The following is a 26,352-nucleotide window of genomic DNA, read 5'->3' on the forward strand; positions in this document are numbered from 1 at the left end:
CGTTCCGATGGAGGTCGATCTTTTCGTTATCGGCGGCGGCTCGGCCGGCGTGCGCTGTGCGCGTGTCGCCGCCGGGCACGGGGCCACGGTCGCGATCGCCGAGCGACGCTTCTGGGGCGGCACCTGCGTGAACGTGGGCTGCGTGCCGAAGAAGCTGATGGTCCAGGCTGCCGAGTACGGCGCCTGGGCCGAGGACGCGCGCGGCTTCGGCTGGGAGATCGAGGTGCGCGGCCATGACTGGGGCAGGCTCCAGGCGGCGGTGCGGGCGGAGACGGCGCGGCTGTCGGCCATCTACCGCCGCCTTCTCGAGGGGGCTGGCGCACGCCTGTTCGATGCCGAAGCAACACTCGTCGATGCCCATACCGTAGCGGTCGGAGGCGAGCGGGTCAGGGCACGGCACATCGTCATCGCGACCGGCGGCGAGCCGGTTCTGCCCGACTTCCCGGGCGCGGAACACTGCCTTGTGAGCGACTCCCTGTTCGCGATGCCCCGCCGCCCGCGCCGCGCCGTCGTGTTGGGTGGCGGCTACATCGCCTGCGAGTTCGCCTCGCTGCTCGCCGGCCTCGGTGTGGCGACCACGCTGCTCTATCGCGGCCGGCTGATCCTGCGCGGTTTCGACGACGACCTCCGCGAGGCGCTCGCCGCCGAACTTCGCGCGGGCGGTGTCGCGCTCCGGCTCGAGACCTCGATCGCGCGTGTGGATCGCGCGGGCGAGGCGTTCCTCGTCCACTGCACCGATGGCGAGGTGATCGAGGCGGACGCAGTGTTCGCGACGATCGGCCGCAGGCCGGCAACGGCCGGCCTCGGCCTCGACCGTGCCGGGGTGGCGACGCGCCCGGACGGGGCGGTGATCGTCGATGCCTCGGGCCGGGCCTCGGTGCCGCACATCTTCGCCCTCGGCGACGTGACCGACCAGGTCAACCTCACGCCGGTTGCGACCGGCCAGGGCCACGCGCTGGCTGATACGCTGTTCGGCGGCACCCCGCGCACCATCAGCCTCGATAACGTTCCCACCGCTGTGTTCACCGCCCCGCCCATCGCGACCGTGGGGCTGACGGAGGCGGAGGCGGCCAAGCGCGGCGAGATCGACGTCTACCTCAGCCGCTTCCGGCCGCTTCGGCACGCGCTCACCGGCCGCGACCGGCAGACCCTGATGAAGCTCGTGGTCGACCGCGCCACGCAGCGCGTGCTTGGCATCCACATGCTCGGCGAGGATGCGCCGGAGATCCTCCAGGGCTTCGCCGTGGCCGTGGTGATGGGGGCGACCAAGGCGGATCTCGACCGCACGATCGGCATCCACCCCTCTGCGGCGGAGGAGTTCGTGACGATGCGCACGAAGCGCCCTGAGCGTGTGGCGGAGGCCGCGGCGTAACCGCCCGCCCTGCGCCGCGCGGAGTGGCGCGAGGCACGCGTTTGTGCATAACTCCGCGCAGCAACGCAACGAGACGCCAGAGGAACCGCCACATGACCGCTCCCTGGAGCCCAGCGTCCTGGAGGAGCAAGCCGGCGAGGCAGCTTCCGTCCTATCCGGATCCGGCTGCGCTTGCCGCCGTCGAGGAGCGGGTGCGGCGCTTCCCGCCGCTCGTCTTCGCCGGCGAGGCACGCCGGCTCAAGGCGGCGCTCGCCGCCGCGGCCGAGGGGCGCGCCTTCGTCCTACAGGGCGGCGACTGCGCCGAGGCCTTCTCCGACATGTCGGCCAACACGATCCGCGACACCTTCCGCGTGCTCCTGCAGATGGCCGTGGTGCTGACTTACGGCGGCGCGGTGCCGGTGGTGAAGATGGGCCGGATGGCCGGGCAATTCGCCAAGCCGCGATCCTCCGACACCGAAACGATCGACGGGGTGACGCTTCCCTCCTACCGCGGCGACATCATCAACGGCCCCGAGTTCACTCCGGAAGCCCGCACGCCCGACCCTAGACGGATGGAGCAGGGCTACTTCCACTCTGCCTCGACGCTCAACCTGCTGCGTGCCTTCGCCCAGGGCGGCTACGCCGACCTGCACGAGGTGCACCGGTGGAACCTAAGCTTCGTGGCCCAGAGCCCCGCCGCCGCACGCTACCAGGACCTCGCCTCGCGCATCGACGAGACGCTCGCCTTCATGGCCGCCTGCGGCATGACGAGCGAAACGACGCCGCAGATCCGCGAGACCGACTTCTACATCAGCCATGAGGCCCTGCTCCTCCCTTACGAGGAGGCCCTGACACGGATCGACTCCACCTCGGGCGACTGGTACGCGTGCTCGGCGCATCTGCTCTGGATCGGCGATCGCACGCGCCAGGTCGACGGCGCGCATGTCGAGTTCCTGCGCGGGGTGAAGAACCCGATCGGGCTCAAATGCGGCCCCTCTCTCGAAGCGGATGAGCTCCTCCGCCTCTGCGATGTGCTCAACCCGCAGAACGAGCCCGGGCGGCTGACGCTCATCGCGCGGATGGGCGCCGATACGCTCGAGGCGAAGCTTCCTCCCCTGGTTCGCGCGATCAAGCGCGAGGGGCGAAAGGTCGTGTGGCTGACCGACCCGATGCACGGCAACACAGTCAAGGCGGCGAACGGCTACAAGACGCGCAGCTTCGACGCGATCCTCTCCGAGGTGCGGCAGTTCTTCGACGTGCACGAGGCTGAAGGAACCTGGGCCGGCGGCGTGCACGTGGAGATGACCGGGCAGGACGTGACGGAGTGCCTCGGCGGAGCGCGCACCGTCACTGAGGCGTCGCTCGCCTCGCGCTACCACACCTTCTGCGATCCGCGCCTCAATGCCGAGCAGAGCCTCGAGCTCGCCTTCCTGGTCGCCGCCGAGCTGAAGGAGCGGCGCGCTCCGGCCGATCGCCAGCGCGTCGCCGCGCAGTAGGCGGCACGGCCGCGCCGGGGTGCGGCGCCATGGATGCCACGCCCACGCCGGACCTCGCGGCCTGGACGGACTCGTATTTCAGCCGCACGCGCAGGATCGTCGAGCGCTTCGGCGACACGCGCGTCACCTACGCTGTGTTCCTCCGCCGCCCCGTTCTGATGGCGGCGCGCCTTGCCATCGAGTGGCTTCGCTCTGTGCGCGGCGAGTCGGTGGTGATCGAGCCGATGTACGAGGAGGGGGCGGAGGTCGGCGCGGGCGAGCCGCTCCTCTATCTCACGGGAAGCTTCGCCGCTCTCGCCGAGACAGAGACGCTGCTTCTGCAGCGGCTCGGGCCGCCCTGCGTTGCGGCATGGAACGCGCGCGAGATGTGCCTCGCCCTGCCGGATGTTGCCTTTCTCGCGATGGACGCGCGTCACTGCGCCGGAACCGAAATGGCCGAGCTGATGGCCTACGCCGCCTCGGTCGGCTCGCGGGCGGCTCAGGCGAAAGGGGCGAAGGGCTTCATCGGCAACGCCACCACCGCGACGGCCCATTATTTCGGGCGCGATACTGGGCTCGGCACGATGCCGCATGCGCTGATCGGCTATGCCGGCTCGACGCTGCGCGCGGCCGAGATGTTCGTCGAGACCTTCCCTGGCGAACCGCTCACCGTTCTCGTCGATTATTTCGGAGCGGAGATCACGGACGCGCTCGCCGTCTGCCGCCGGTTCCCGTCGATGGTGGCGGAAGGCAAGCTCGCCTTCCGGCTCGACACGCATGGCGGGCGGTTCCTCGAGACGCTCGACCCGGCCGCCTCCTACGCGGTGCTCGAGCGGCATGCGCCCGAGGCGATACGCCGCTACCGCTCGGAGGAGGAGCTGCGCTGGCTCGTCGGCACCGGCGTGTCTGCGGCCGCGGTGTGGCGGTTCCGCGAGGCGCTCGACGAGGCGGGGTTCAGCAGTGCCAAGATCGTCGGCTCCTCCGGCTTCTCGGTGGCGAAGTGCCGCATCATGGCAGAGGCACGGGCGCCGCTCGACGTCGTCGGCACTGGCTCCTTCCTGCCCGAGGCGTGGAGCGAGACTTACGCGACCGCCGACATCGTCGCCTATGACGGCATCCCCCGCGTGAAGGTCGGGCGGGAGTTCCTGCTTCGCCGGCCGGGCGCGTGAGCGGTGCAGGGCGGGAAGGCCGCGCGCGAGCAGCGCCTCGGCTTCGCCTGCGCCTTTCTCGTGCTGTTCATCTGGTCTGGCTTCATCCTGGCAAGCCGCGGCGGCGCGACCGGGGTGCTCACGCCGTGGGATCTCGCCGCTCTCCGACATGTCGTCTCGTTCGCGGTGCTCGCGCCCTTCGCAGGCGGCGGGGTGCTCGGTCGCCTCTCCTCGCGCCGGGCGGTGGCGCTCGCCGGCTTCGCTGGGCTCGGCTTCCCGCTCTGCGCCTATGCCGGGTTTGCGCTCGCGCCCGCGGCGCACGGGGCGGTTCTGCTTCCCGGGGCTCTCCCCTTCGCCACCGCGCTGGTCGCGAGGCTCTGGCTCGGCGAGCGTGTGGGGAGGGAGAGGGCGCTGTCTCTTGCCATCGTGTTAGCTGGCATCGCGCTGATCGCAGGCGCCGACTTCTTCGCCGCGTCTGGAGCCTGGCGCGGCGATTTCCTCTTCCTCGCCGGCACCACCTCCTGGGCTGTGTTCACCCTGCTCGTTCGGCACTTGGGGGTCACCGCGCTTGAGGCGACCGTCGCCGTTGGCACCGTCTCTGCCCCGCTTTATCTGCCCGTCTGGGCGCTTGCCCTGCCCTCGCGGCTCGATGATGCGGCCTGGGGCGAAATCGCGTTCCAGGGGGCTTACCAGGGCGGGCTTGCAATGGTGGTCGCCTCGCTGCTCTACACGCGCGCTCTCGTCGCGCTCGGGCCCACGCGGCTTGCCTTCTTCACCTCCGTGGTTCTTGCGCTTGCGGCCGTCGCCGCCTGGCCGATCCTCGGCGAGCCGCTCGGGCCTCTCGCCTCCGTCGGCGTCGTCCTGGTCACGGCGGGGATGCTGTTCGGGGTCCTGCGTGGTTCGGGCCGCACCCCGGCGCGTTGACGCTGCCCAAGGCCGAACCTAGCTTCCGCCCATGCCAGAGACGCTTCGCATCGCGCTAGCGCAGATCAACCCGCACGAAGGCGAGGTGGAGAAGAACGCCGCGCGCATCCGCGCCGCGCGCGCCGAGGCGGCGGCGAAAGGGGCCGATCTCGTCGTCACGCCCGAGCTCTCGATCGCCGGCTACCCGCCCGAGGACCTGATCCTCAAGCCCGCCTTTCTCGATGCGTGCGACGCGCGGATCGCGGCGCTCGCTGCCGAGACCGCCGATGGCGGCCCGGGCCTGATCGTCGGCGGGCCGTGGCGGAGCGAGGGCAGGCTCTACAACGCCGCGTTTCTGCTCGAAGGGGGGCGGATCGTGACCGCGCGCGCCAAGCACGAGCTTCCGAACTACGGGGTGTTCGACGACAAACGTCATTTCGCACCCGGTCCAGCCCCTGGGCCCATGGTGTTTCGTGGCTTCCGCATCGGGCTGATGATCTGCGAGGACTGGTGGTTTCCCGCCGTGTGCGAGACTCTCGCGGAAAGCGGGGCGGAGATGCTGCTCTCGATCAACGGCAGCCCGTTCGAGGCGGGCAAGCAGCACGTGCGCGAGGCGCTCGCCGTCGCCCGGGTGGTCGAGACCGGGCTTCCCTTCGTGTTCCTCAACCAGGTGTGCGGCCAGGACGAGCTCGTGTTCGAGGGGGCGAGCTTCATTCTGAACGCCGACCGTTCGCCTGCAGTCCGCCTGCCGTCCTTCACCGAGGCCATTGCCGTGACGGAATGGACGCGCGACGGAGCCCGGCTCGTCTGCGCACCACAGCCGCTGCCGCCCGAGGAGAGCCGCGAACAGAGCATCTACCGGGCGATGATGCTCGGGCTTGCCGACTACGTGAACAAGAACGGCTTCCCCGGGGTGGTGCTCGGCCTCTCGGGCGGCATCGACAGCGCGCTCAGCGCTGCCGTCGCGGTCGATGCGCTCGGGCCCGGTCGTGTCCGGGCAGTGATGCTGCCCTCTCCCTACACGAGCCGCCACAGCCTCGAGGACGCGGCCGAGACGGCGAGGCTGCTCGGAATCCGCTACGATGTCGTGCCGATCACCGGGGCGATGGCGGCCTTCCACGAGGCGCTCGCCCCGCTGTTCGGCAACCGCGCCCCCGACATCGCGGAGGAGAACATCCAGTCGCGCTCGCGCGGGCTGATTCTGATGGCCCTGTCGAACAAGTTCGGCGACATGCTGCTGACCACGGGAAACAAGTCGGAGATGTCGGTCGGCTACGCCACGCTGTACGGCGACATGTGCGGCGGCTTCTCCGTGCTCAAGGACGTCTACAAGACCACCGTCTTCGCGCTCGCCCGCTGGCGCAACGCGCACCGCCCGCCTGACGGCCGGGGGCCGGAGGGGCCGGTGATGCCGGAACGCGTGATCACCAAACCGCCGTCCGCCGAGCTGAAGCCGAACCAGACGGACCAGGACACCCTCCCGCCTTACGACGTGCTCGATTCGATTCTGGAAGGGCTGGTCGAGGACGAGGAGAGTGTCGAGGCACTGGTCGCGCGCGGGCATGACCGTGCAACCGTGCTGCGCGTCTGGCGCATGCTCGACCGTGCCGAGTACAAGCGCCGCCAGGCGCCTCCGGGCGTGAAGATCACCCGCCGCGCCTTCGGGCGTGACCGCCGCTACCCCATCACCAACGGCTTCACCGGGCTTATCGCATGATCGCAGGGCTGTTTGCGCCGGAGGGGGGCTGGGTGGTGCGGATCCGCGACCTCTCCGCGGAGGATCCTGCGTCGCCGGAAGCCGTCGAGGAGGTGGCCGGCTTCGCTACCCTGATGCATGCCAACGCCTTCGCGCGACGCTACGTGCGCGACAGCGTCGAGCGCTGCCGCGTGCCCGGCGCGACGGCTGAGGAGGTCGCGGCGCACTGGCACGCCTTCGGCGAGGATGCCGAGGTGGCGGATGCCGGCGTGTTGGGCTGGACCAGCGCGACCGAGCTCGCCCATTTCGCGGCGAACCCTCTCCCCGCCGGCGACGAGGAGCGTGACTGGCGCAGCCTCGACCCGCGCCGCGACGAGGATGGCGAGGACGACGAGGACGAGGCGGGGGCATGACGCCCCGCGTCCGCTTCGCTCCCTCGCCGACCGGCTACCTTCACGTCGGCAATGCGCGCGTGGCGCTTGCAAACGCCCTCTTCGCATCGAAGCACAGCGGAACGTTCCTGCTTCGCCTCGACGACACCGACCGCGCCCGCTGCCGGCCGGAGTACGAGGCGGCGATCCTCGAGGACCTCCGCTGGCTCGGCATCTCTTGGCAGGAAGGCCCATTGCACCAGCGCGGCCGGCTCGAGCGTTACGCCGAGGCCGCGGAACGGCTGAAGGCCTCGGGCCGTCTGTATCCGTGCTGGGAAACGGAGGAGGAGCTCGCCTTCAAGCGGCGCGAGCGCCTCAGGCGCGGCCTCGCGCCGATCTACGATCGCGCGGCCCTGGCCTTGACGGAGGAGCAACGCGCCCGCGCCATGGCCTCGGGCCGACGGCCGCACTGGCGCTTCCGCCTCTCCCACGGTGTTTCGGCCTGGGACGACCTCGTGCTGGGTCGCCGCGTCGTGAAACTCGCTGCCCTCTCCGACCCGGTTCTCGTGCGCGAGGACGGCACGCCGCTCTACACCTTCGCCTCGGTGGTAGATGACCTCGAGCTCGGCATCACCCATGTGATCCGCGGCGAGGACCACGTGACCAATACGGGCGTGCAACGGGACATCCTCGCCGCGCTTGGCGGCGACCCCGAAGCGATTCGCTTCGCGCACCTGCCGCTTCTCGTCGGCGCCGATGGCGAGCCTCTGTCGAAGCGGCTCGGCTCTCTCTCGCTGCGCGCGCTCCGGGGAGATGGGATCGAAGCCGCGGCCCTTGCGGCCTATCTCGTACGGCTCGGCACCGCAGCCGACATCGCCCCGGCCGGTTGGGAGGAGCTCGTCGCCGGCTTCGACCTCGCCGCCTTCAGCCGAAGCCCCGCGCGCTTTGACCCCGTCCAGCTGCTTGCGCTGAACCGCCGCGTTCTGCAGGCGCTTCCCTTCGAGGCGGTGCGTGACCGCCTTCCCGAAGGCGCGACCGAACACTTCTGGAACGCCGTGCGCGGCAATCTCGACCTGCTTTCCGAGGCACGCCAGTGGTGGGAGGTGGTTGCGGGAAACATCATGCCGCCGCCGTTCGAGGCGGAGGAGGATCGTGCTTTCCTCGCCGCCGCCGCCGCCGCGCTGCCCCAAGGCGCCTGGGACGAGGAGACCGTCGCCGCCTGGACGAGGGCTTTGACCGCTGCCACCGGCCGCAGGGGCAGGGCGCTGTTCCGGCCGCTTCGCCTCGCGCTGACGGGCGAGGAGCACGGGCCGGAGCTCAAGGACCTGCTTCCCCTGATGGGGCGCGATCGTGCACTCTTGCGCTTGAGCCTGGCCGCCGGAGACAAAGCGTGATCGCCCGCATCTGTCGCCACATTCGACCGTGACGCGCGCGTGACCCATTCGGGGGCTTGGCGCCCCGCCGGACGGACCGATGACCGACCTTCTCCTCTACAACTCCGCTACGCGGCGGAAGGAACGCTTCCAGCCGATCGACCCGAGCCACGTTCGCCTCTACGTGTGCGGCCCGACGGTCTATGACCGGGCGCATCTTGGCAACGCCCGGCCGGTGGTCGTGTTCGACGTGCTCGTTCGGCTTTTGCGGCGGCTCTATCCGCGCGTCACCTACGTGCGCAACATCACCGATGTCGATGACAAGATCATCGCCGCGGCGCGCGAACGGGGCGAGCCGATCGAGGCAGTGACGGAGCGAACGACGCGCTGGTTCCACGAAGACATGGCCGCCCTTGGCGCCCTGCCGCCGGATGTTGAGCCGCGCGCGACAGCGACGATCGCCGAGATGGTGGCGCTGATCGAGCGGCTGATCGCCAACGGCAACGCCTATGTGGCGGAGGGGCATGTTCTGTTCCACGTCCCCTCCTTCCCTGGCTACGGTGCGCTTTCGAACCGGTCGCCCGAGGAGATGGAGGCGGGTGCCCGCGTCGAGGTCGCTCCCTACAAGCGATCGCCGGCGGACTTCGTGCTGTGGAAACCCTCCTCCGACGACCAGCCCGGCTGGCCGAGCCCCTGGGGCCGCGGCCGCCCCGGCTGGCACATCGAATGCTCGGCGATGAGCTTCAAACATATCGGCGCGGACTTCGACATCCACGGCGGCGGGCTCGACCTGATCTTTCCCCACCATGAGAACGAGCGTGCGCAGTCGCTCTGCGCCTTTCCCGGCTCGGGCTTCGCGCGCTATTGGCTGCACAACGGCATGCTCCTCGTGGGTGGGGAGAAGATGTCGAAGTCGCTGGGCAATTTCCTCACGGTTCAGGACATCATCGCCGAGGGGCCGTGGGCGGGCGAGGCGTTCCGGCTCGTTCTCCTCAAGACTCATTACCGCATGCCGCTCGATTATTCCCGCGAGCGTCTGCTCGAGGCCAAGAGCGAGCTCGATGACTTCTACACGCCGCTGTTCGCCGCCGCCGGCATGACCGACCGCGAGGGAGAAACCGTCGAGGCGCTCACGGAATGGGCGCTCGCGCCGCTGCTTGATGATCTCAACACGCCGCTTGCGCTCGCGCGGCTGCACGACCTCAGGACGCTTGCCAATGTCGACCTCTCGGGCGGGTCGGCGACCGCAGTGCTCGCGCGGATCACGCCGCGGCTCGACCCTGGCCCGGGCGAGGCGGTGACGGCCCTGCGCCGGGCGGCGGGCGTGCTCGGCCTTCTCGGCACCGACCCGAAAGCATGGCGCCAGGGTGGAGCGGCGGATGCGGCGCGGATCGAGGCGGCGATCGCCGCACGGCTCGCCGCTAAGCGCGCACGCGATTTCGCCGAAGCCGATCGGATCCGCGCCGAGCTTCTCGCGGAAGGGATCGTGCTCGAGGACACCAAGGACGGAACAACCTGGAGGCGCGCCTCGTGAGCCGCCGGATCCACATCTATGACTGCACACTGCGCGACGGGCAGCAGATGCAGGGGGTCGACTGGAGCGTGGCCGACAAGCAGGCGATCGCCCGCGCTCTCGACGCCTTCGGGGTCGATACGATCGAGGGCGGCTGGCCCGGCGCCAACCCGACTGATGATGCCTTCTTCGCGAGCCCGCCGCCGCTCAAGCGCGCCCGGCTCGCTGCCTTCGGCATGACGCGCCGCGCCGGCCGAAGTGCTGCGAACGACCCTGGCCTCGCCGCTCTGTTCGGCGCCAAGACACCGATCATCACCCTCGTCGGCAAGACTTGGGACTATCACGCCGAAGTCGCGCTCGGCGTCAGCCTCGAGGAGAACCTCGCGATGATCGCCGATAGCGTGGCCGAGGCCGTGCGTCGTGCCGAAACCGTGATGTTCGACGCCGAGCACTTCTTCGACGGGTTCAAGCGCAACCGCGACTACGCGCTGAAGGCCATCATGGCGGCGCATGCGTCGGGCGCGCGCTGGATCGTGCTCTGCGACACCAACGGCGGCACGCTGCCCGATGAGGTCGAGGCGATCGTGGCGGAGGTCACGCGCCACATCCCCGGCGACCAGCTTGGCTTCCACGGCCACAACGACACCGAGAACGGGGTCGCCAACACGCTCGCGGCCGTGCGCGCTGGCGTGCGTCAGGTGCAGGGAACGATCAACGGTATTGGCGAGCGCTGCGGCAACGCCAACCTGATCTCTATCATCCCCACCCTCATGCTCAAGATGGGCTATGAGACCGGCGTCACGGAGGAGGGGCTGCGGGGGCTGACGCGGCTCTCCCGCCTGCTCGACGAACGGCTCAACCGCGCGCCTGCGCGCGGCGCGGCTTACGTCGGCGAAAGCGCCTTCGCCCACAAGGGGGGGCTTCATGTCAGCGCTGTGGAGCGAGACCCCGCGACCTATGAGCACGTCGCGCCCGAGCGTGTCGGCAATCGCCGGCACATCGTGGTGTCCGACCAGGCGGGGCGGTCGAACATCCTCGCGCGCCTGCGCGATGTCGGCATCGACATCGACCCGGAGGATCGGCGCGTGCGTCGCATCCTCGACGAGGTGAAGGCGCGCGAGTTCCAGGGCTATGCTTATGACGGGGCCGAGGCCTCGTTCGAGCTGCTCGCGCGGCGGATGCTCGGAACCGTTCCGGAGTATTTCCATCTCGAATCGTTCCGGACGCTGGTCGAGCGGCGCGGCGAGGGGGAGGAGGCGCTCTCGGAGGCGACGCTGAAGATCGTGGTCCGCGGCGAACGGGTTCTGACCGTCGCCGAGGGCAACGGCCCGGTGAACGCGCTCGATGCCGCCCTTCGAAAGGCGCTGCTGCCGCACTACCCGGAGGTCGAGCGGCTTAAGCTCGTCGACTACAAAGTGCGCATCCTCGCGCCGGACAGGGCGACGGCAGCGGTCACGCGCGTGATGATCGAGAGCGAGGACGCGGCCGGCAACCGCTGGTCCACGGTCGGGGTGTCGGGGAACGTCATCGAGGCCTCGTTCGGGGCGCTCGCCGATGCGGTCACCTACTTCCTGATGCGCGAGGGCGCGACGGCAGGGTGAGTCTCGCGGGTGCTTCCGGGGAGGAGGTGTCGATCCTCCCCCCTGGACGCATCCTCCCCGGGAGCATAGCGTGGCGGTGATGGGTCACGGGATACGCCACGCCGCTCATGCCGATGTCGCGCGCCGCCTTCGCCGTGCGGAGGGCCATCTCCGCGGCGTCATCGGCATGCTGGAGGCGGGGCGGCCCTGTGTGGAGCTCGCCCAGCAGCTCGCCGCGATCGAGGCGGCGGTGGCGAAGGCGAAGCGTGAACTCATCCAGACGCATATCGACCAGTGCCTCGACCGCGCGGTCGCGGAGGGGCGTGCCGAGGAGGCGCTCGGCGAGATGCGCCTGATCGCAAGATACCTCTGAGGGAAACCAGTCGCGATATCGATTCGAACCCTTCTCGTCGCCGCACTCATGGTGATGGCGCTGCCGGGCGCAGCCTTGCCTGACAGCGCGCCTCGTCTCGAGCTCGCCCAGATGCAGCACCATGGTCATGGCGCTCACGGCCAGGGCGCGCCTGCCCGGACAAGCGAGGCGCCGAGCACGCGTGCGTTCCGCGAGGCCAACGACAGGATGCACCGCGACATGAACATCCGCTACACGGGGAACGCAGACCGCGACTTCGTGGCCGGCATGATCCCGCACCATCAGGGGGCGATCGACATGGCGCGCAGCGTGCTCCAGCACGGCATGGACCCGGAGGTGCACAAGCTCGCCGAGGAGATCACCAAGGCGCAGGAAGCCGAGATCGAGCAGATGCGGGCGATCCTCCGGCGCCTGGGCGGATGATCCCCCGACGCGCGATGTTCGGCGCACCGCTCTTGATCGCCGGACCGGCGCGGGCGCATTCCGAGTTGCGCTCCTCCGAGCCGGCGAACGGGGCGCGCCTTACTTCGCCGCCGGAGATGCTCACGCTCCGGTTCAACGAGGGCGTGTGGCTGACCGCCGTGACGCTGCACGACGAGGCGGGCAGATCGGTCCGGCTGCCGCTTTCCCGCGACATCACCCCGCGTCCCATCGAGCAGCTCGCGGCACCGGCGCTGGGCACCGGCGCTTGGCGCCTCGAGTGGCGCGCCATCTCGGCCGACGGCCACCCGGTGCGCGGCACGATCCGCTTCACCATCGCGCCGATGCCATGATCATCGAACTCCTGACACCTGATGCCTCGGCCTGGGACGCGGCAACCGTTCTGGTGCGCGCCTCCTACTACGCCGCGAGCCTCGGCGCCGGCGGCGTGGCACTGTTCCACGCCGGGTTTGCGCATCGCTTGTTCGAGGAGGATGCGCGTGCGGTCCGTCGCCTCGCTGCCGGGCTCCGATCGCGGCGATCCTCCTCTCGCTCGTGGCGCTCGTCGTCCATGCCGGAGTGCTCTCGGGCGGGGGGGATCTCCTTGCCGCCCGGCTCTGGGAGGCGATTCTCGCCTCGCGGATCGGCGATGCGTTCTGGATCCGGCTCGCCGGCCTCGCCGCGATCGCGCTGCTTGCCACATCTTTCCCGATCGCCCCCCCTCTCGCGGTCGCAGGCGCCTTCGCCGTCTGCGCATCGTACGCGGCGATGGGCCACTCGATGCTCTACCGGCCACGGCAGGAGATCGCCGCCCTTCTCGTTCTCCATCTCGCGTGCGTGTCGTTCTGGGTCGGCTCGCTCTTGCCGCTCACGCGGCTCGCCCGCGGGCGTGATCTCGAGGCGCCGGCGATCCTCGCGTCCTGGTCCCGGCTCGCGCGGCCGATCGTCCTCGTGCTCGTCGCCTCCGGCATCACGCTCGCTGTGCTGATGGTGCGGCGGCTCGATCTGCTCTACGCGACCGCCTATGGCTGGGGGCTGACGGTCAAGATCCTGCTCGTCGCCGTGATGCTCGCACTCGCGGCGCGCCATGCCTTCGTTCTGGTTCCTGCCGCCGCGCGCGGCGAGCGTGGCGCGGGCGAACGCCTTGCGGCTCGATCCGACTCGAGGCGGGGGTTGGCGCTCCTTGTGTTCTGGGCGGCGGCCGAGATGGTCCCGATCCACCCGCTCGATGCCGGGCACCGTATTCCGAGCTGAGCTTGCCCGGGGCTGAGCCCCGCCCTATCACCCGCGCATGACCGGGCGGGCGAGAGGGGCCGAGATCGGGCCGGTGGGGGAGAACACCCCCGTCGTCATCCTGGTGCGCCCGCAGCTTGCCGAGAACATCGGCGCCGCAGCGCGGGCAATGGCCAATGGCGGGCTGTTCCATCTCCGGCTGGTCGCGCCGCGCGACGGCTGGCCGCAGGAGAAGGCCTGGCGCACGGCTTCCGGAGCGGACCGCATCCTCGAAGCGGCGACGGTGCACGCGACGCTCGCCGATGCGGTGGCCGATCTCCACCGCGTGTTCGCTACCTGCCCGCGGCCGCGTCATGTCATCATCGAAACGATGACGGCGCGCGGAGCGGCCGCCTCCCTTCGCGACGTCGCTGCACGTGGCCTCCGTTCAGGCATCCTGTTCGGTCCCGAGCGCGCAGGCCTGCTCGCCGACGAGCTCGCGCATGCCGACACGCTCGTGCAGGTGCCGCTCAATCCGGCCTTCAACTCGATGAATCTCGCCCAGGCCGTGATGGTGATGGCCTACGAGTGGTGGACGGCAGCGGACTCGACCCCTCCCGCGCGGCTCGTGACGAACGAAACGCGTGTCGCCACCAAGGGCGAACTCGAGAACTTCTTCCGTCATCTCACGGCGGAGCTCGATGCCTGCGGCTTCCTGCGCAACCCGCAGAAGCGGCCGGGGATGTTGCGCAACATCCGCGCCTTCTTCCAGCGTGGCGAGGTGACAGAGCAGGAGCTCCGCACGCTGCACGGCATCGTCACCGAGCTTGCGCGCGGGCGACGCGTGCTCGGCCGGATCGAGCCGGACATGCTGATGGACGACGAGCCGGCCTAAGGCGCGTCCTGATAGAACGCGGGCACTGCACCCGTCCGCTCGAGGCCCGGGAAAGCGACGGATGGCGGCAGCCGGGTTGCCTTCAGCAATCCGGACATCGTCAACCGCCTCCCGCACTGGCCGGCTTCGGGCGCACGCCCCGCGCCCTGAGCATGGCCGCGCGGGCGAAAAATCCGGCCGCGCCTGTGGTGGCCAGTCTCCCGCAGCGGAAGAGATCCCGTCCACGCCACGTGGGGGTGGTGCTCTTCGGCCGCAGGCCATAGTCTCCGCAACGTTGGACCGATCCGGGAGAACATCGCATGTCCGTCCGCCGCTCCCTCTTCGCCATCGCCGTGTTCGGCTCTGCCAGGCTTGCTCCCGGACTCACGCCCGCGGCGGCGCAGGCTCCGTTCCGCCTCGGCCATGTCCTCTCCGAGAGCCATTCCTGGCACGTCAACGCCACTGGCTTCGCGCAGGAGGTCGAGCAACGCACGTCCGGGCGCGTGAAGATCCAGGTCTTCCCCGGTGGCCAGCTCGGCGCCGAGACTCGGGTGATCGAGGGGCTGCAGCTCGGTTCGGTGTAGATGGGCCTGATCGGTGCCGGATCCTTCCAGACGATCGAGCCGAGGATGGGGATCGTCGAGCTGCCCTACACGTGGCCCTCTCGGCTGCATGCCTACCGTGCCTATGATGGCGAGCTCGGCGCGGCGCTCGCTCGCCTGATGGAAGCGAAGAACATCGTCATCCTCGCGTGGTGGGAGACGGGGCTTCGGCACGTCACGACGCGTGACCGTGTGGTGCGCACGCCGGCCGACCTGCGCGGCCTCAAGATCCGCGTCACACCGGACCGGATGCGCCTCGAGACCTTCAAGGCTTTCGGAGCGGAGCCTGCACCGCTCGCCTTCGGCGAGCTCTATTCGGCGCTCCAGCAGGGGGTGTTCGACGCGCAGGAGAACCCGCTGTCGATCATTTGGTCCGCGTCGTTCTACGAGGTGCAGAAGCATCTCTCCCTCACCGGCCATGTCTATGGCCCCGCCGCGCTCGCGATCTCGCGCAGCGCCTTCCAGCGCCTCTCTCTCGATGACCAGGCGGTCCTTCGTTCCGCGGCCGTGACCTGGGGCGGGCGGCAGCGTCTTGACAGCATCCGTGCGGACGAGGCGGCGATCGAGCAGCTCAAGGCGAAGGGGATGACCGTGACGGAGGTCGACCGTGCCCCCTTCATCGCCGCCGTGCGGCCGGTGTGGGAGGAGTTCGGCCGGCTCTATGGGCCGGAGCTGATGGGCCTGCTCGAGAGCTATCGCAACCGCTGAGATGGAGGCGCTGGCCCGCCGCGTGGGCGGGCTCGCGATCGCAGCCAGCGCTGTGCTGACGGCCGCGTTCACCGCGGCGGTCGTCTGGACCGTGATCGCGCGCTACGGCTTCGGGCGAACACCGGTCTGGGCGGAGGAGCTTCCGCGGCTTCTGCTCGTCTGGTCGGCGTTCCTCGCTGCCGGGGGAGCGGAGGCGCGGGGCGGCCATCTTTCGGCCGGGCTGATGCCGCTTCTGGTGCGGCACTCGGGTGCTGCACGCGTTGCGGCAGCGGCGGGTGACCTTGCCGTCCTCGGCTTCGCGGCGCTCGCACTCTGGGCAACCATCGAATGCGTCGCGATCGCCGGAGGCGGCACGACCACGGCGCTCGGCTTCCCGGTCGCGTCGTTCTTCTGGGCGGCCGGGGCCGGGATGGCGCTGATCGGTTTCGGAGCGGCTGCCCGGCTGCTTTCCCGCGCACGCTGATGCCGGGCGGCGCGCTCGCGACCCTGTTCGGCACCTTCGCCGTCGCGCTGCTGCTCGATGTGCCGGTCGCCTCGGCGCTCGGCATCGCCGCGCTGGCGGCGATCCTGCATCATGACATCACCCCGCTGCCCGTGGTGGCGCAGCAGATGGTGTCGGGGCTCGACAGCTTTCCGCTGCTCGCGATTCCGCTGTTCGTGCTCGCCGGCGGGCTGATGGGCGCGGCGGGGCTGACGGGGCGGATCGTCGCGCTCGCGCTTTCCCTCGTCGGGCAGCGTCGCGGGGCACTCGCGGCGGTCGCGGTCGTCGCCTGCATGCTGTTCGGCGCGCTCTCGGGGTCTGGCGTGGCCGACACGGTGGCGATCGGCTCGCTCGTTTTGCCGGCGATGCGGCGAGCGGGTTATCCGCCGGGGTTCTCTGCTGGCCTGCTCGGATGCGCGGGCTCGCTCGGCACCGTCATTCCGCCGTCGATCGTGATGATCGTCTATGGCGTGGCGACCGGAACCTCGATCGGCAAGCTGTTCACGGCAGGGCTCGTTCCGGGCGTACTCTCCGGTTTTGCTCTCGCCGCCGTCTCGATCCGGCGGGCACGCCGCGAGGGCTGGGGCGGCGCGGGCGAGACCGCAGGTCTCGTGCCAGGCGAGGGGCGATGGATCGGCGTTCTGGCGCTCGGAGCGCCGGCGATCATCGTCGGCGGCATCCGCGGCGGCGTCTTCACCGCAACGGAGGCGGGCGCGGTCGCCTGTCTCTATGCGCTCGCGGTCGGCCTCGGCGTCACGCGTGCTCTGACGCCGGCGCTTCTGTGGGAGGAGCTTCGCCGCGCCGCCGAGACCTCGGGTGTGATCCTCTACGTGATCGCCACCGCCTCGCTGTTCGGCTGGGTGCTCGGGGCGATGGGCGCACCGCAACAACTCACGGCGTGGCTTCTGCGGCTGACCAGCGATCCGACCGTGGTGATCCTGCTCGCGATGGCGCTGCTCCTTCTGCTCGGCACCTTCATGGAGACGATCGCCGTCATCCTCCTGCTTGCACCGGTGCTGTCCTCGGCTCTGCCGCGCTACGGCATCGACCCTGTGCATTTCGGGCTGTTGCTCACGCTCAACCTCGCCATCGGGGCGAACACGCCGCCTTTGGGGATCGACCTCATGGCTGCCTGTCGCGTCGCCGGCATCCCGATGCGGGAGAGCTTCCGGCACCTGCCGGCGCTGCTCGGGGCGATGGGCGCGGTTCTCGTCGCGCTCGCCTTTGCGCCCGATGTCGTGCTTTGGCTTCCGCGCGCGCTCGGCTGATCAGGTTTCGGGCAGACGCCGGGCGAGGCGCCGCGCGAGCAGAAGCCCGATCAGCCCGCCGAGCGGCGCCCCGGGCAGAATGAGCAGCCAGCCGATATGGGCCCCCTGCACCACGAGCCCGAGCCCGATGCCGAGCGCCATCCCGCCGGTGACCGAGCCGATGACGCCGGCAGTGAGGCCGAGCACGAGGATCTCGCCGCGCGTGATCATGGGCGGTGATTAGGCGCGGGCCCCCGGTTTGACAACCTCCGGGTGCCCTCCTATAGCCCTTCGCACTCCCGGGAATGTGGACGGGCCTGATGGCCCGCGCCCGCCATGAGCCATTTGCTCGCCGGACTACCGGGACAGCGGGCGCCGCACGGGGCGGCGCCGGAACTACCACGGAAGGGCCGCGCATGACCAAGCGCACCGAAAGCAAGTACAAGATCAACCGTCGCCTCGGGATGAACCTGTGGGGGCGCCCGAAGTCGCCGCTGAACAAGCGCGACTACGGCCCGGGCCAGCACGGCCAGCGCCGCAAGAAGCCGACCGATTTCGGCATCCAGCTGATGGCGAAGCAGCGGCTCAAGGGCTACTACGGCAATATCGGCGAGCGCCAGTTCCGCCGCTATTACCAGGAAGCGGTTCGCCGGAAGGGCGACACCTCCGAGAACCTGATCGAACTTCTCGAGCGCCGGCTCGATACGGTGTGCTACCGCATGAAGTTCGCGATCACGCCCTTCGCCGCGCGCCAGCTCGTCAACCACGGGCATGTCCTCGTCAACGGCAAGCGCGTCACCATCCCTTCCTATCTCGTGAAGGATGGCGACGTGATCGAGCTTCGCGAGAAGTCGAAGCAGCTCGCCGTGGTGCTCGATGCGGCGCAGAGCACAGAGCGCGACGTGCCCGAGTATCTCGAGGTCGATCACCGGGCGATGCGGGGCCGCTACCTCCGCGCGCCCAAGCTCGCCGATGTGCCCTATCCGGTGCAGATGGAGCCGAACCAGGTGATCGAGTTCTACTCGCGCTGAGCGAGCGACAGTCCATGGTGGCTTCGCGCGCCGGACGGGCCATCTCGTCCGGCGCGCAGCGTTTCAGCCTGGGCCGATGAGCGAGGCGCGGCTTCTCGAGGCGGCACGCGAGATCGCGCGGATCGTCGCCGACGTTGCCCCTTCCGCCGTGTCGGTTCGGCTCTGGAACGGCGAGCGCCTTCCCCTCGGGCGGGAGGCGGACGGGGCTGTTGCCGTGGCCGTGAACTCCCCCGTCGCGCTCGCGCGTCTGTTGCGGCGCCCGCGCCTGCGCACGGTCGTCGAGCTGATCGCCGCCGGCGATCTCGACATCGAGGGCGGCACGCTCCTCGACCTCGCCGCGCGGCGTGGCTCGGCCCGGACCAAGGGGCTGTGGAGGCGGCTTCCGAAGCGTCGCCTGCTCGCCGCAGCCTGGCCGTTCCTGATGCTGCGCGGAGCGGCGGCGCCGAGCCATGCCTATGCCGGAGCGACGGCCGAGCGCGCCGGGCGGGGCCGCGACGATGGCGCGCTCGTCCGCTTCCACTACGACCTTTCCAACGCCTTCTACGCGCTCTTTCTCGATCCCCTGATGCAATATTCCTGCGCCTATTTCCCGCAGTGGGAGGCGGGGCTCGAAGAGGCGCAGGAGGCCAAGCTCGAGATGATCTGCCGCAAGCTCCGCCTCTCTCCCGGGGAGCGTCTTCTCGACATCGGCTGCGGCTGGGGCGGGCTCGTCTGCCATGCCGCGGCGAGGCACGGCGTGCTCGCGCACGGCGTGACGCTGTCGGAGAAGCAGGTCGAGGGAGCGAAAGCCCGCATCGCCGCGATGGGCCTCGAGGACCGGGTGACCGTGGAGCTCAAGGACTGGCGCGCGCTCCTCCCCGACCATGCCGGCCGGTTCGACAAGATCGCCTCGGTCGGGATGTTCGAGCATGTCGGGCTCGCAAACGCGCCGGCCTATTTCGCCGGCGTGCGGGAACTCCTCCGCCCGCGGGGGATCTATCTCCACCACGCGATCACCCGGCCAGCGAAGAAGGACGAGCGGACGTTCCGGCGCAAGAACCCCGAATACCGGGCGATCATCGACTACGTGTTTCCGGGCGGCGAACTCGACCATATCGGCAACACGGTCGCCTCGCTGGAGCGGGCGGGCTTCGAGGTTCACGACGTGGAGGGCTGGCGTGAGCACTATGCGCGCACGACGCGGCTCTGGACCGAGCGGCTCGCCGCACGGCGCGCTGAGGCCGAGGCCGAGGTCGGAGCGGCCCGAGTGAGGCTGTGGCTCCTCTATCTCGCCGGTGTCAGCCTCGCCTTCGAGCGCGACACCGCGCTGATCTTCCAGACGGTTGCAACAAAGAGGTCGCGCGGCCCGTCGGGCCTGCCGCCGACGCGGGCGGATCTCTACCACTGAGGTCGGGAGGTGCGGGGCTCCGGCGCCTCAGGGCCAGTTCGCCCCGAACTGGGGGACGGCTCGAGAGAGTGATGGCGCGCGACTTACGCCGCCGCCGCCGGCTTGAACTCCACGCCCTTCTCGGTGAAGAGCTTCGCGAGCTCGCCCGACTGGAACATCTCAGTAACGATGTCGCAGCCGCCGACGAACTCGCCCTTGACGTAGAGCTGCGGAATGGTCGGCCAGTTGGTGAACTGCTTGATGCCCTCGCGCAGGCCAGGATCCTCGAGCACGTTCACGCTTTTGAACTTCACCCCCATGTGCATCAGGATCTGCACCACGCGGGCGGAGAAGCCGCACTGCGGGAACATCGCCGTTCCCTTCATGTAGAGCACCACCGGGTTCTCGGTGATGTCGGCCTGGATTCGCTCGAACACGGGGTTGGACATCGCGTTTCGTCCTTCGCGTGGGCGCTTTGATCAGTCTTGCGGCGGGGAGGTCTGAAGCGCAAGGGCGTGCAGTGCCCCGCCCATGCGCCCCTGGAGCGCGGCGTACACCATCTGATGCTGCTGCACGCGGGTCTTGCCCTTGAAAGCAGCCGAGACGACTGTCGCGGCATAATGGTCGCCATCGCCGCGCAGATCCTCGATCGTCACCTTCGCATCGGGCAGGGCGGCGCGGATCAGAGCCTCGATCTCGGCAGCTGACATCGCCATGGAGGCGCATACTCCTCTCAAGCCTGCCCGGCCATGAAGGCCGGGAGCCACGCGGCATTGGCCGCGCGCAGTGCGTCGATCGATATGGAGAACGCTCCCGGCAAGGTCAATTCCTCGCCGCCGCTTCGGCCGAGCAGACGTGCGGGCACGCCCGAGGCGGCGGCGCGGGCGAGCATGGAGCCGGCATCGTCGACCGCGAGCAGGTAGCGCGCCTGGTCCTCGCCGAACCAGAAGGCGTGGGCAGGGATGCCGTCGGGCCCGGGGGCGAGCGTCGCTCCCACGCGTCCCGCCATCGCCATCTCGGCCACGGCGACGAGCAGGCCGCCATCCGAGACGTCATGGCAGGCGGCCACTCGGCCCGCGAGGATCTCGGCGCGGACGAAATCGCCATTGCGGCGCTCGGCGACCAGATCGACGCTCGGGGGGGCGCCGTCCTCGCGGCCGGCAATTTCGCGCAGCCACAGCGACTGGCCGAGCTGCCCCACCGTCTCCCCGATTAGCACGAGATCGAGCCCTGGCGAGAGGGCTAACCCCACTGCCTGGGCCGCATCCTCGAGCACGCCGACGCCGCCGACAGCCGGGGTTGGCAGGATCGCTCGGCCGTCCGTTTCGTTGTAGAGCGACACGTTGCCGGAGACCACGGGGAAGTCGAGCGCCCGGCAGGCCGCCGCCATGCCGCGCACCGCGGCGGCAAACTGGCCCATGATCCGCGGCCGCTCCGGGTTGCCGAAGTTCATGTTGTCGGTGATGGCAAGCGGCCTCGCGCCTACGGCGGTGAGGTTCCGCCAAGCCTCCGCCACCGCCTGCGCCCCGCCCTGCTCAGGGTCGGCCTGGCAGTAGCGTGGGGTGCAGTCCGTGGTCAGCGCGAGCGCCCGGCGCAGGCCCTCGAGCTTGACCACGGCCGCATCGGCAGAACCGGGGCGCTTCACCGTCTGCCCGCCCACGGTGCTGTCATACTGGTCCCAGATCCAGGCGCGCGAGGCGAGGTCGGGGCAGGCGATGAGCGTCTCGAGGGCAGGTCCGATCCCCGCCGGGTCGGGCACCGAGGCGGGGTCGAGCGGCCGCTGTTTCGGCGTCTCCTCGGTCGGGCGCCGGTAGAGCGGCGCCTGGTTGGAGAGGGGGGCGAGAGGGATGATCGCCTCCGTCCGCCCCCGGTGCCGCACCTCGATCATTCCGGTGTCGGTGAGATGTCCGACCACCGCGAAGTCGAGCTCCCATTTTTCGAAGATCGCGCGCGCGGTCTCCTCGGCGCCGGGGCGGAGGATCATCAGCATCCGCTCCTGGCTCTCGGAGAGCATCATCTCGTAGGCGCTCATGCCCGTCTCGCGCTGGGGCACCCGGTCGAGCTCGAGCACGATGCCGACACCGCCCTTGCCCGCCATCTCGACCGAGGAGGAAGTGAGGCCTGCCGCCCCCATGTCCTGGATCGCGACGATCGCGTCGGTGGCCATCAGCTCGAGGCAGGCCTCGATCAGGAGCTTCTCGGTGAACGGATCGCCCACCTGGACGGTGGGGCGCTTCTCGTCTCCGTCGTCGGCGGCGAACTCGGCTGAGGCCATGGTCGCGCCATGGATCCCGTCCCGGCCGGTCTTCGAGCCGACATAGACCACCGGGTTCCCCACGCCCGCGGCGGCGGAGAGGAAGATCCGGTCAGCCGGAGCGATGCCGACGGTCATGGCGTTGACGAGCGGGTTGCCGTCATAGGCCGGGTGGAAATTCACCTCGCCGCCGACGGTTGGAACGCCCACGCAATTGCCGTAGCCGCCGATGCCGCGCACCACGCCGTCGACGAGCCGCCGCGTGCGCGGGTTCGCCGGCGAGCCGAAGCGGAGCGCATTCAAGTTGGCGATCGGCCGCGCGCCCATGGTGAACACGTCGCGCAGGATTCCGCCCACGCCCGTCGCCGCACCCTGATAGGGCTCGATGAACGAGGGGTGGTTGTGGCTCTCCATCTTGAAGACGGCGGCAAGCCCATCGCCGATCGCGACCACGCCGGCGTTCTCGCCCGGGCCGTGGATCACCCACGGCGCCCTCGTGGGCAGCTCGCGCAGCCAGATTCGGGAGGATTTGTAGGAGCAGTGCTCCGACCACATCACCGAGAAGATGCCGAGCTCGGTCAGGCTCGGCTCGCGCCCGAGGATCGCAAGCACCCGCTCGAACTCGTCGGGCTTCAGCCCGAACTCGACGGCGAGCTGTGCGGCGCGCTCGCGCGGCAGGGTCTCGTGCGGGCGGGTCGCGTGGTGCGGCTTGGCGAGGGTCTCGGTCGTCACTCTGGTCTCCGTCCTGCCGCGTGATCGGCCATGGTTGCGCTGCGTCGTCAAGCTCGAACGTGCGGAGGGCGCGCCACGCGAGGGCGTGAGGTAAAGTGCGGCGCCCGACCTGCGTTCCGGCCGGTCTGCGTCGTTGCCCTGTCGCTGTTGGCACGCCCACCAGCCGCGACCGGGTCCGGCGTCTAGGCCGCTCTCGCTCTCCTCCACACCGAGGCAAGCGCGACGACGGAGAGAACCGCACCGATCAGGTCCGTCAGCGGATCGGGTGCGATCAGGGCAAGCCCGGCAAGGAGAAGCAGCACCCTCTGAGCGGAGGATAGAGCGCGGCCGAGCCAGCCCTCGAACCCGGCGGCAAGCGCGACGACGCCGGCAAGCGTGACGAGCAAGGCCGAGGCGATGCCGAGCAATTCGCCAAGGAGCAGAAGGCCAGGGCGGAACACGAAACAGAACGGCAGGGCGAAGGCGACAATGGCGAGCCGGCAGGCGATCAGCCCGATCCGGATCGGGTCAGCCTGAGCGATCGAGGCGGCGGCGAAGGCAGCCACAGCCACGGGCGGCGTGATCGCGCTCATCGACGCGTAGTAGACGACAAAGAGGTGGGCGGCGAGCACCGGCACGCCGAGAGCGATCATCGCGGGCGCGGCGAGCGCGGCCGCGAGCACGTAGGCCGCGGGCGTCGGCATGCCCATGCCGAGCAGAAGCGTGACGCCGGCGGTGATCAGCATCACGAACAGGATCTGGTCGGGCGCGAAACCGAAGAGCAGCGAGGAGAACTTGCCGGAGAGATCGGTGATCGTGAGCGTGCCGACGACGAGCCCGGCAACACCGCAGGCGATGCCGACCGGCGCCGCACGGCGCGCCCCGTCCGACGCCGCCGCGAGCAGGCGAAGCGCGACCTCGAGCGGGTTGCGGAGCATCAGCGGCGCGAGCACGGCGGCGATCACGACGGCGAGCGCACCGCCGTAGACCGGACGATCGGCCGACAGCACGAGCCACACCATCGCCGCGATCGGAACGAGGAACCACCCGCCGCGGCGCATCACCTCCGCCACGCGCGGCCCCGCTCCCTCGAAGGCGCCGAGCCGGTCGAGCACCGCGCGGGCATGCACCTGATAGAACACGGCGACGTAGTAGAGCGCCGCGGTGGCGATTGCCGAGACGGCGATGTCGGCATAGGCGATTCCGGTGAAGTCGCTCATCAGGAATGCCGCCGATCCCATCACGGGAGGCAGGATCGCCCCGCCCGCGGACGCCGCGGCCTCGACGCCGCCCGCATAGGCGGGCGCGCAACCGAGGCGCTTCATCATCGGGATCGTCAGGCTGCCCGTGGTCACGACATCCGCTGTCGGTGAGCCGGAGATCGTTCCATACATCGCCGAGGAGACGACCGCGACCTTGGCCGGCCCCCCCGCCTGGCGGCCGACGAGGGCGCCGGCGAGATCGTGGAAGAAGTCGCCTCCGCCGAGCCTGTCGAGTACCGCGCCGAACAGAACGAAGACGAACACGAGGAAGGCGGCGACCGAGAGCGCGGGGCCGATCAGCCCGTTCGTGGTGAACACGAGATGGTCGAGGATCTCGGTGAGGCTGAGCGGCCGGTGCGAGAACGATCCGGGAAGGTGATGACCCCAGACAGCATAGGCGAGAAAGGAAGCGACCAGCAGGCAGAGGGTGAGGCCGATCGTCCGTCGCGTCGCTTCGAGCACGAGCAGGCAGAGCAGGATCGCCGCCGCCATGTCGGCCTCGGTCAGCGGGCTGACCATCGGCCAGCGCAGCGCATGCCGCGGCGCCATCCAGACGAAGTAGCCGCTCGCGGCGAGCGACAGAGCCGCAAGGGCGTTCGCGGTCCATGATCGGTTGGTCGGCCGGAGCGCGTTGCCGGTGACGGTGAGGAAGCCGAGCGCGAGCACCGCGCCGAGGAAGGCGAACAGCGTGGCGTAGCGGTCGCTCTCGACGCCGAGGGCGAGCGCCAGCATCCATCCCGAAAGCCCCATGCCGAGGCACGCGGCGATCGCCGCCTCCGCGGGCGGCAGCTCCCTCCGCCGCCCGGGGCCGAGCCGGGCGGCGAGGCTCAGGAGAGCAGCCCCGCGGCCCGGTAGGCCGCGGCCGCCGCCGGGTGCAGCGCCACGCCGCCCGTATCCGGCAGCGCCTTCGGCTCGAGCCGCGCCATGGTCGCGTGGCTGCGCTTGATCGCGTCGAAATTGGCGATCATCGCCTTCACGATCGCCTCGACCATCGCGTCAGGCGTTTCCGCACTGGTGATCAGGATCACGTGCGCGCGGAACGTCTCGATCGGGTCGGGCTGGAACGGGTAGCTGTTCGCCGGGATGGTGATCGGGGTCGAACCGAGACGCGCGTTGACCTTGGCGATGACGTCGGATCCGGCCTTGAGGAAACGAACGCGAAGCTCGCGCGTGGCGTTGATCACCTGGCCCGAGGGGAAGTCGACCACGTTGGTGATGATGTCCACCTGGTTGTTCTTGAGCATCTCGAGTGCATCGTTCCACGCGACGTAGTGCACCCTGCCGCCCCAGCGCTCGATCTGCGGCAGAGGCGCTCCGGCAGCAGCGAAGGCCTCCTCGGTCGCGAGCGCCATCAGCGTGCCGCGGAGATTGGCGGTGACGCGCACGGGAGCGCGCCTCTGGGCGATCTCCTCGAGCGAGGACACGGGAGCGCCCTCTCGCACCAGCGCCTGCCAGGCCGCCTCGCTGTCGATCAGGCTGACCGCGCGCACGTTCGGCATCGCCCGCTCGAACGGTGGCTCCCCCTTGATCGCCCGCAGCGCGATCTGCGCATGCGCGAGCCCGAGCTGGACCCGCCCCTGCGCCACGAGCAGCACATTCGCGGCATCGCGCCCGGGCTCGTAGCTGAAGGCCGAGCCGGGCACGGCGCGGCGTATGCTCTCGCCGATCGCATTGCCGATCGCGCTCCACGCTCCGCCAACGGAGCCGCCGGCGAGCGTGATCCGCATCGTCTCCTGGGCGGCGAGCCTGGGCGCGCCCAAGGGGACGGACGCAGCGGCGGCCATGCCGAGAAGAACACCTCGTCGCATCACCATCATGAACGGTCTCCCATCGGTTGGGCCTACGCCGCGCGCGGCGCGAGCCGTTTTGCCACCGCCTCCAGGGCGGCGGGAACGTCCGGCAGGACCGACCACGCCCCCTCGACCTCGGGCCGAAGCACGCCGCGCGCGCGTAAGCCCTCCATCATCCGCACGAAGTCCCGCCAGAAACCGTCGACGTCGATGAACAGCGTCGGCTTGCGGCTAAGTCCGATATCGTACCAGGTGATCATCTCGAGCGCCTCGTCGAGCGTTCCGACACCTCCGGGCAGGACGAGGAACAGGTCGGAGAGGTCTGCCATCCTCTGTTAGCGTTCCGCCAGCGTCTCGACGAGATGGAGTTCGGCGATGTCGCTCGCCATGCGCTCTCGCCCGACGAGGTGTCGCGGCATCACGCCGATGACGCGCCCGCCGGCCGCCACCGCGCCTCTTGCCGCCGCTCCCATCAGCCCGCGCGACGACCCGCCATAGACGAGGGTGTGTCCGAGCCGGGCGAGGCCCGCCCCGGTCGCCTCCGCCGCTTCAAGGAGACGCTGCGGCAGGGAATCATTCGCCGAAGCAAACAGGCCGACCGCCCCCACGCC

24 protein-coding genes and 2 pseudogenes are annotated in these 26,352 nt (G+C 70.0%); 19 read left to right on the forward strand and 7 right to left on the reverse strand.

Going from position 1 to position 26,352, the window contains the following annotated elements; genetic code table 11:
• Nucleotides 1–7: 7 nt before the first annotated feature.
• From gorA to KO353_RS12505, 17 genes and pseudogenes are all read left to right on the forward strand, one after another.
• Entirely contained in the window at nt 8–1,372 is a 1,365-nt protein-coding gene (gene gorA / locus KO353_RS12420) for a glutathione-disulfide reductase (RefSeq protein ID WP_218285037.1), read from the forward strand.
• Between the two features lie 92 nt (nt 1,373–1,464).
• Nucleotides 1,465–2,847 (forward strand): class II 3-deoxy-7-phosphoheptulonate synthase, encoded by a 1,383-nt coding sequence (locus KO353_RS12425; protein WP_218285039.1) that lies wholly within the window; start codon nt 1,465–1,467, stop codon nt 2,845–2,847.
• A 29-nt stretch (nt 2,848–2,876) separates the two neighbouring features.
• Nucleotides 2,877–3,995, forward strand: a complete 1,119-nt coding sequence (locus tag KO353_RS12430) for a beta/alpha barrel domain-containing protein (protein ID WP_218285040.1) — start codon at nt 2,877–2,879, stop codon at nt 3,993–3,995.
• Between the two features lie 3 nt (nt 3,996–3,998).
• Nucleotides 3,999–4,898, forward strand: coding sequence for a DMT family transporter (locus tag KO353_RS12435; protein ID WP_218285041.1), 900 nt, complete (start codon nt 3,999–4,001; stop codon nt 4,896–4,898).
• Nucleotides 4,899–4,929: 31 nt separating this feature from the next.
• Nucleotides 4,930–6,594: an NAD+ synthase gene (locus KO353_RS12440; protein ID WP_218285042.1), complete on the forward strand. Its 1,665-nt coding sequence runs from the start codon at nt 4,930–4,932 to the stop codon at nt 6,592–6,594.
• A complete protein-coding gene (locus KO353_RS12445) occupies nt 6,591–6,986 on the forward strand; it encodes a hypothetical protein (protein ID WP_218285043.1) in 396 nt (131 codons plus the stop codon). Before KO353_RS12440 ends, KO353_RS12445 begins: the two co-directional genes overlap by 4 nt.
• Entirely contained in the window at nt 6,983–8,338 is a 1,356-nt protein-coding gene (gene gltX / locus KO353_RS12450; protein ID WP_218285044.1) for a glutamate--tRNA ligase, read from the forward strand. The genes KO353_RS12445 and gltX overlap by 4 nt, the downstream gene beginning before the upstream one ends.
• 79 nt (nt 8,339–8,417) lie before the next feature.
• Entirely contained in the window at nt 8,418–9,851 is a 1,434-nt protein-coding gene (gene cysS, locus KO353_RS12455) for a cysteine--tRNA ligase (protein WP_218285045.1), read from the forward strand.
• A complete protein-coding gene (cimA, locus tag KO353_RS12460; RefSeq protein WP_268906187.1) occupies nt 9,848–11,431 on the forward strand; it encodes a citramalate synthase in 1,584 nt (527 codons plus the stop codon). Before cysS ends, cimA begins: the two co-directional genes overlap by 4 nt.
• A 79-nt stretch (nt 11,432–11,510) precedes the next feature.
• Nucleotides 11,511–11,783 (forward strand): metal-sensing transcriptional repressor, encoded by a 273-nt coding sequence (locus KO353_RS12465; RefSeq protein WP_328774530.1) that lies wholly within the window; start codon nt 11,511–11,513, stop codon nt 11,781–11,783.
• Between the two features lie 111 nt (nt 11,784–11,894).
• Nucleotides 11,895–12,206: a CopM family metallochaperone gene (copM, locus tag KO353_RS12470; RefSeq protein WP_235692121.1), complete on the forward strand. Its 312-nt coding sequence runs from the start codon at nt 11,895–11,897 to the stop codon at nt 12,204–12,206.
• Nucleotides 12,203–12,556, forward strand: coding sequence for a copper resistance CopC family protein (locus tag KO353_RS12475; protein WP_218285049.1), 354 nt, complete (start codon nt 12,203–12,205; stop codon nt 12,554–12,556). Before copM ends, KO353_RS12475 begins: the two co-directional genes overlap by 4 nt.
• Nucleotides 12,557–12,758: 202 nt before the next feature.
• Nucleotides 12,759–13,457, forward strand: coding sequence for a copper resistance D family protein (locus KO353_RS12480; protein WP_218285050.1), 699 nt, complete (start codon nt 12,759–12,761; stop codon nt 13,455–13,457).
• 37 nt (nt 13,458–13,494) lie between these two features.
• Nucleotides 13,495–14,310, forward strand: a complete 816-nt coding sequence (locus KO353_RS12485; RefSeq protein ID WP_218285051.1) for an RNA methyltransferase — start codon at nt 13,495–13,497, stop codon at nt 14,308–14,310.
• Between the two features lie 299 nt (nt 14,311–14,609).
• Nucleotides 14,610–15,599, forward strand: a pseudogene (locus tag KO353_RS12495) (TRAP transporter substrate-binding protein).
• 1 nt (nt 15,600) lies between these two features.
• Nucleotides 15,601–16,062 carry a TRAP transporter small permease gene (locus KO353_RS12500; RefSeq protein ID WP_218285054.1) on the forward strand — a complete coding sequence of 154 codons (462 nt, stop codon included), beginning with the start codon at nt 15,601–15,603 and terminating at the stop codon, nt 16,060–16,062.
• Nucleotides 16,062–17,348, forward strand: a complete 1,287-nt coding sequence (locus tag KO353_RS12505) for a TRAP transporter large permease (RefSeq protein WP_218285055.1) — start codon at nt 16,062–16,064, stop codon at nt 17,346–17,348. The genes KO353_RS12500 and KO353_RS12505 overlap by 1 nt, the downstream gene beginning before the upstream one ends.
• On the opposite strand, the gene KO353_RS12510 is transcribed toward KO353_RS12505, so the two are convergent.
• Complete coding sequence (locus tag KO353_RS12510) at nt 17,349–17,558, reverse strand: hypothetical protein (protein ID WP_218285057.1); 210 nt, start codon at nt 17,556–17,558, stop codon at nt 17,349–17,351.
• Nucleotides 17,559–17,743: 185 nt separating this feature from the next.
• On the opposite strand from KO353_RS12510, the gene rpsD reads away from it, so the two are divergent.
• Nucleotides 17,744–18,358 (forward strand): 30S ribosomal protein S4, encoded by a 615-nt coding sequence (gene rpsD, locus KO353_RS12515; protein ID WP_218285058.1) that lies wholly within the window; start codon nt 17,744–17,746, stop codon nt 18,356–18,358.
• Between the two features lie 76 nt (nt 18,359–18,434).
• Nucleotides 18,435–19,745: a class I SAM-dependent methyltransferase gene (locus tag KO353_RS12520; protein WP_218285059.1), complete on the forward strand. Its 1,311-nt coding sequence runs from the start codon at nt 18,435–18,437 to the stop codon at nt 19,743–19,745.
• Between the two features lie 83 nt (nt 19,746–19,828).
• On the opposite strand, the gene grxD is transcribed toward KO353_RS12520, so the two are convergent.
• The 6 genes and pseudogenes from grxD to KO353_RS16530 form a co-directional block, all read right to left on the reverse strand.
• Nucleotides 19,829–20,173 (reverse strand): Grx4 family monothiol glutaredoxin, encoded by a 345-nt coding sequence (grxD, locus tag KO353_RS12525; protein ID WP_218285060.1) that lies wholly within the window; start codon nt 20,171–20,173, stop codon nt 19,829–19,831.
• Nucleotides 20,174–20,203: 30 nt separating this feature from the next.
• The gene (locus tag KO353_RS12530; protein ID WP_218285061.1) at nt 20,204–20,440 is read right to left on the reverse strand and encodes a BolA family protein; all 237 of its coding nucleotides are present in this window, start codon (nt 20,438–20,440) and stop codon (nt 20,204–20,206) included.
• A gap of 17 nt (nt 20,441–20,457) precedes the next feature.
• A complete protein-coding gene (purL, locus tag KO353_RS12535) occupies nt 20,458–22,656 on the reverse strand; it encodes a phosphoribosylformylglycinamidine synthase subunit PurL (RefSeq protein ID WP_218287383.1) in 2,199 nt (732 codons plus the stop codon).
• 236 nt (nt 22,657–22,892) lie between these two features.
• Nucleotides 22,893–24,683, reverse strand: a complete 1,791-nt coding sequence (locus tag KO353_RS12540) for a TRAP transporter permease (protein WP_218285063.1) — start codon at nt 24,681–24,683, stop codon at nt 22,893–22,895.
• A 95-nt stretch (nt 24,684–24,778) separates the two neighbouring features.
• The gene (locus KO353_RS12545; RefSeq protein WP_218285064.1) at nt 24,779–25,765 is read right to left on the reverse strand and encodes a TAXI family TRAP transporter solute-binding subunit; all 987 of its coding nucleotides are present in this window, start codon (nt 25,763–25,765) and stop codon (nt 24,779–24,781) included.
• Between the two features lie 26 nt (nt 25,766–25,791).
• Nucleotides 25,792–26,349, reverse strand: a pseudogene (locus KO353_RS16530) (LOG family protein).
• Nucleotides 26,350–26,352 lie beyond the last annotated feature (3 nt).

Source organism: Elioraea tepida (genome assembly GCF_019203965.1).
Taxonomy (GTDB): domain Bacteria; phylum Pseudomonadota; class Alphaproteobacteria; order Acetobacterales; family Acetobacteraceae; genus Elioraea_A; species Elioraea_A tepida.

Bases quoted from the DNA above. Each gene is read 5' to 3' on its own strand.
- KO353_RS12545 (WP_218285064.1), bottom strand. From the start codon at position 25,765: ATGGTGATGCGACGAGGTGTTCTTCTCGGCATGGCCGCCGCTGCGTCC.
- copM (WP_235692121.1), top strand. From the start codon at position 11,895: ATGCAGCACCATGGTCATGGCGCTCACGGCCAGGGCGCGCCTGCCCGG.
- KO353_RS12510 (WP_218285057.1), bottom strand. From the start codon at position 17,558: ATGATCACGCGCGGCGAGATCCTCGTGCTCGGCCTCACTGCCGGCGTC.
- KO353_RS12465 (WP_328774530.1), top strand. From the start codon at position 11,511: ATGGGTCACGGGATACGCCACGCCGCTCATGCCGATGTCGCGCGCCGC.
- cysS (WP_218285045.1), top strand. From the start codon at position 8,418: ATGACCGACCTTCTCCTCTACAACTCCGCTACGCGGCGGAAGGAACGC.
- KO353_RS12425 (WP_218285039.1), top strand. From the start codon at position 1,465: ATGACCGCTCCCTGGAGCCCAGCGTCCTGGAGGAGCAAGCCGGCGAGG.
- KO353_RS12505 (WP_218285055.1), top strand. From the start codon at position 16,062: ATGCCGGGCGGCGCGCTCGCGACCCTGTTCGGCACCTTCGCCGTCGCG.
- KO353_RS12500 (WP_218285054.1), top strand. From the start codon at position 15,601: ATGGAGGCGCTGGCCCGCCGCGTGGGCGGGCTCGCGATCGCAGCCAGC.
- grxD (WP_218285060.1), bottom strand. From the start codon at position 20,173: ATGTCCAACCCCGTGTTCGAGCGAATCCAGGCCGACATCACCGAGAAC.
- KO353_RS12485 (WP_218285051.1), top strand. From the start codon at position 13,495: ATGACCGGGCGGGCGAGAGGGGCCGAGATCGGGCCGGTGGGGGAGAAC.
- KO353_RS12440 (WP_218285042.1), top strand. From the start codon at position 4,930: ATGCCAGAGACGCTTCGCATCGCGCTAGCGCAGATCAACCCGCACGAA.
- KO353_RS12445 (WP_218285043.1), top strand. From the start codon at position 6,591: ATGATCGCAGGGCTGTTTGCGCCGGAGGGGGGCTGGGTGGTGCGGATC.
- KO353_RS12520 (WP_218285059.1), top strand. From the start codon at position 18,435: ATGAGCGAGGCGCGGCTTCTCGAGGCGGCACGCGAGATCGCGCGGATC.
- KO353_RS12540 (WP_218285063.1), bottom strand. From the start codon at position 24,683: ATGCTGGCGCTCGCCCTCGGCGTCGAGAGCGACCGCTACGCCACGCTG.
- gltX (WP_218285044.1), top strand. From the start codon at position 6,983: ATGACGCCCCGCGTCCGCTTCGCTCCCTCGCCGACCGGCTACCTTCAC.
- KO353_RS12530 (WP_218285061.1), bottom strand. From the start codon at position 20,440: ATGGCGATGTCAGCTGCCGAGATCGAGGCTCTGATCCGCGCCGCCCTG.
- gorA (WP_218285037.1), top strand. From the start codon at position 8: ATGGAGGTCGATCTTTTCGTTATCGGCGGCGGCTCGGCCGGCGTGCGC.
- KO353_RS12475 (WP_218285049.1), top strand. From the start codon at position 12,203: ATGATCCCCCGACGCGCGATGTTCGGCGCACCGCTCTTGATCGCCGGA.
- KO353_RS12430 (WP_218285040.1), top strand. From the start codon at position 2,877: ATGGATGCCACGCCCACGCCGGACCTCGCGGCCTGGACGGACTCGTAT.
- rpsD (WP_218285058.1), top strand. From the start codon at position 17,744: ATGACCAAGCGCACCGAAAGCAAGTACAAGATCAACCGTCGCCTCGGG.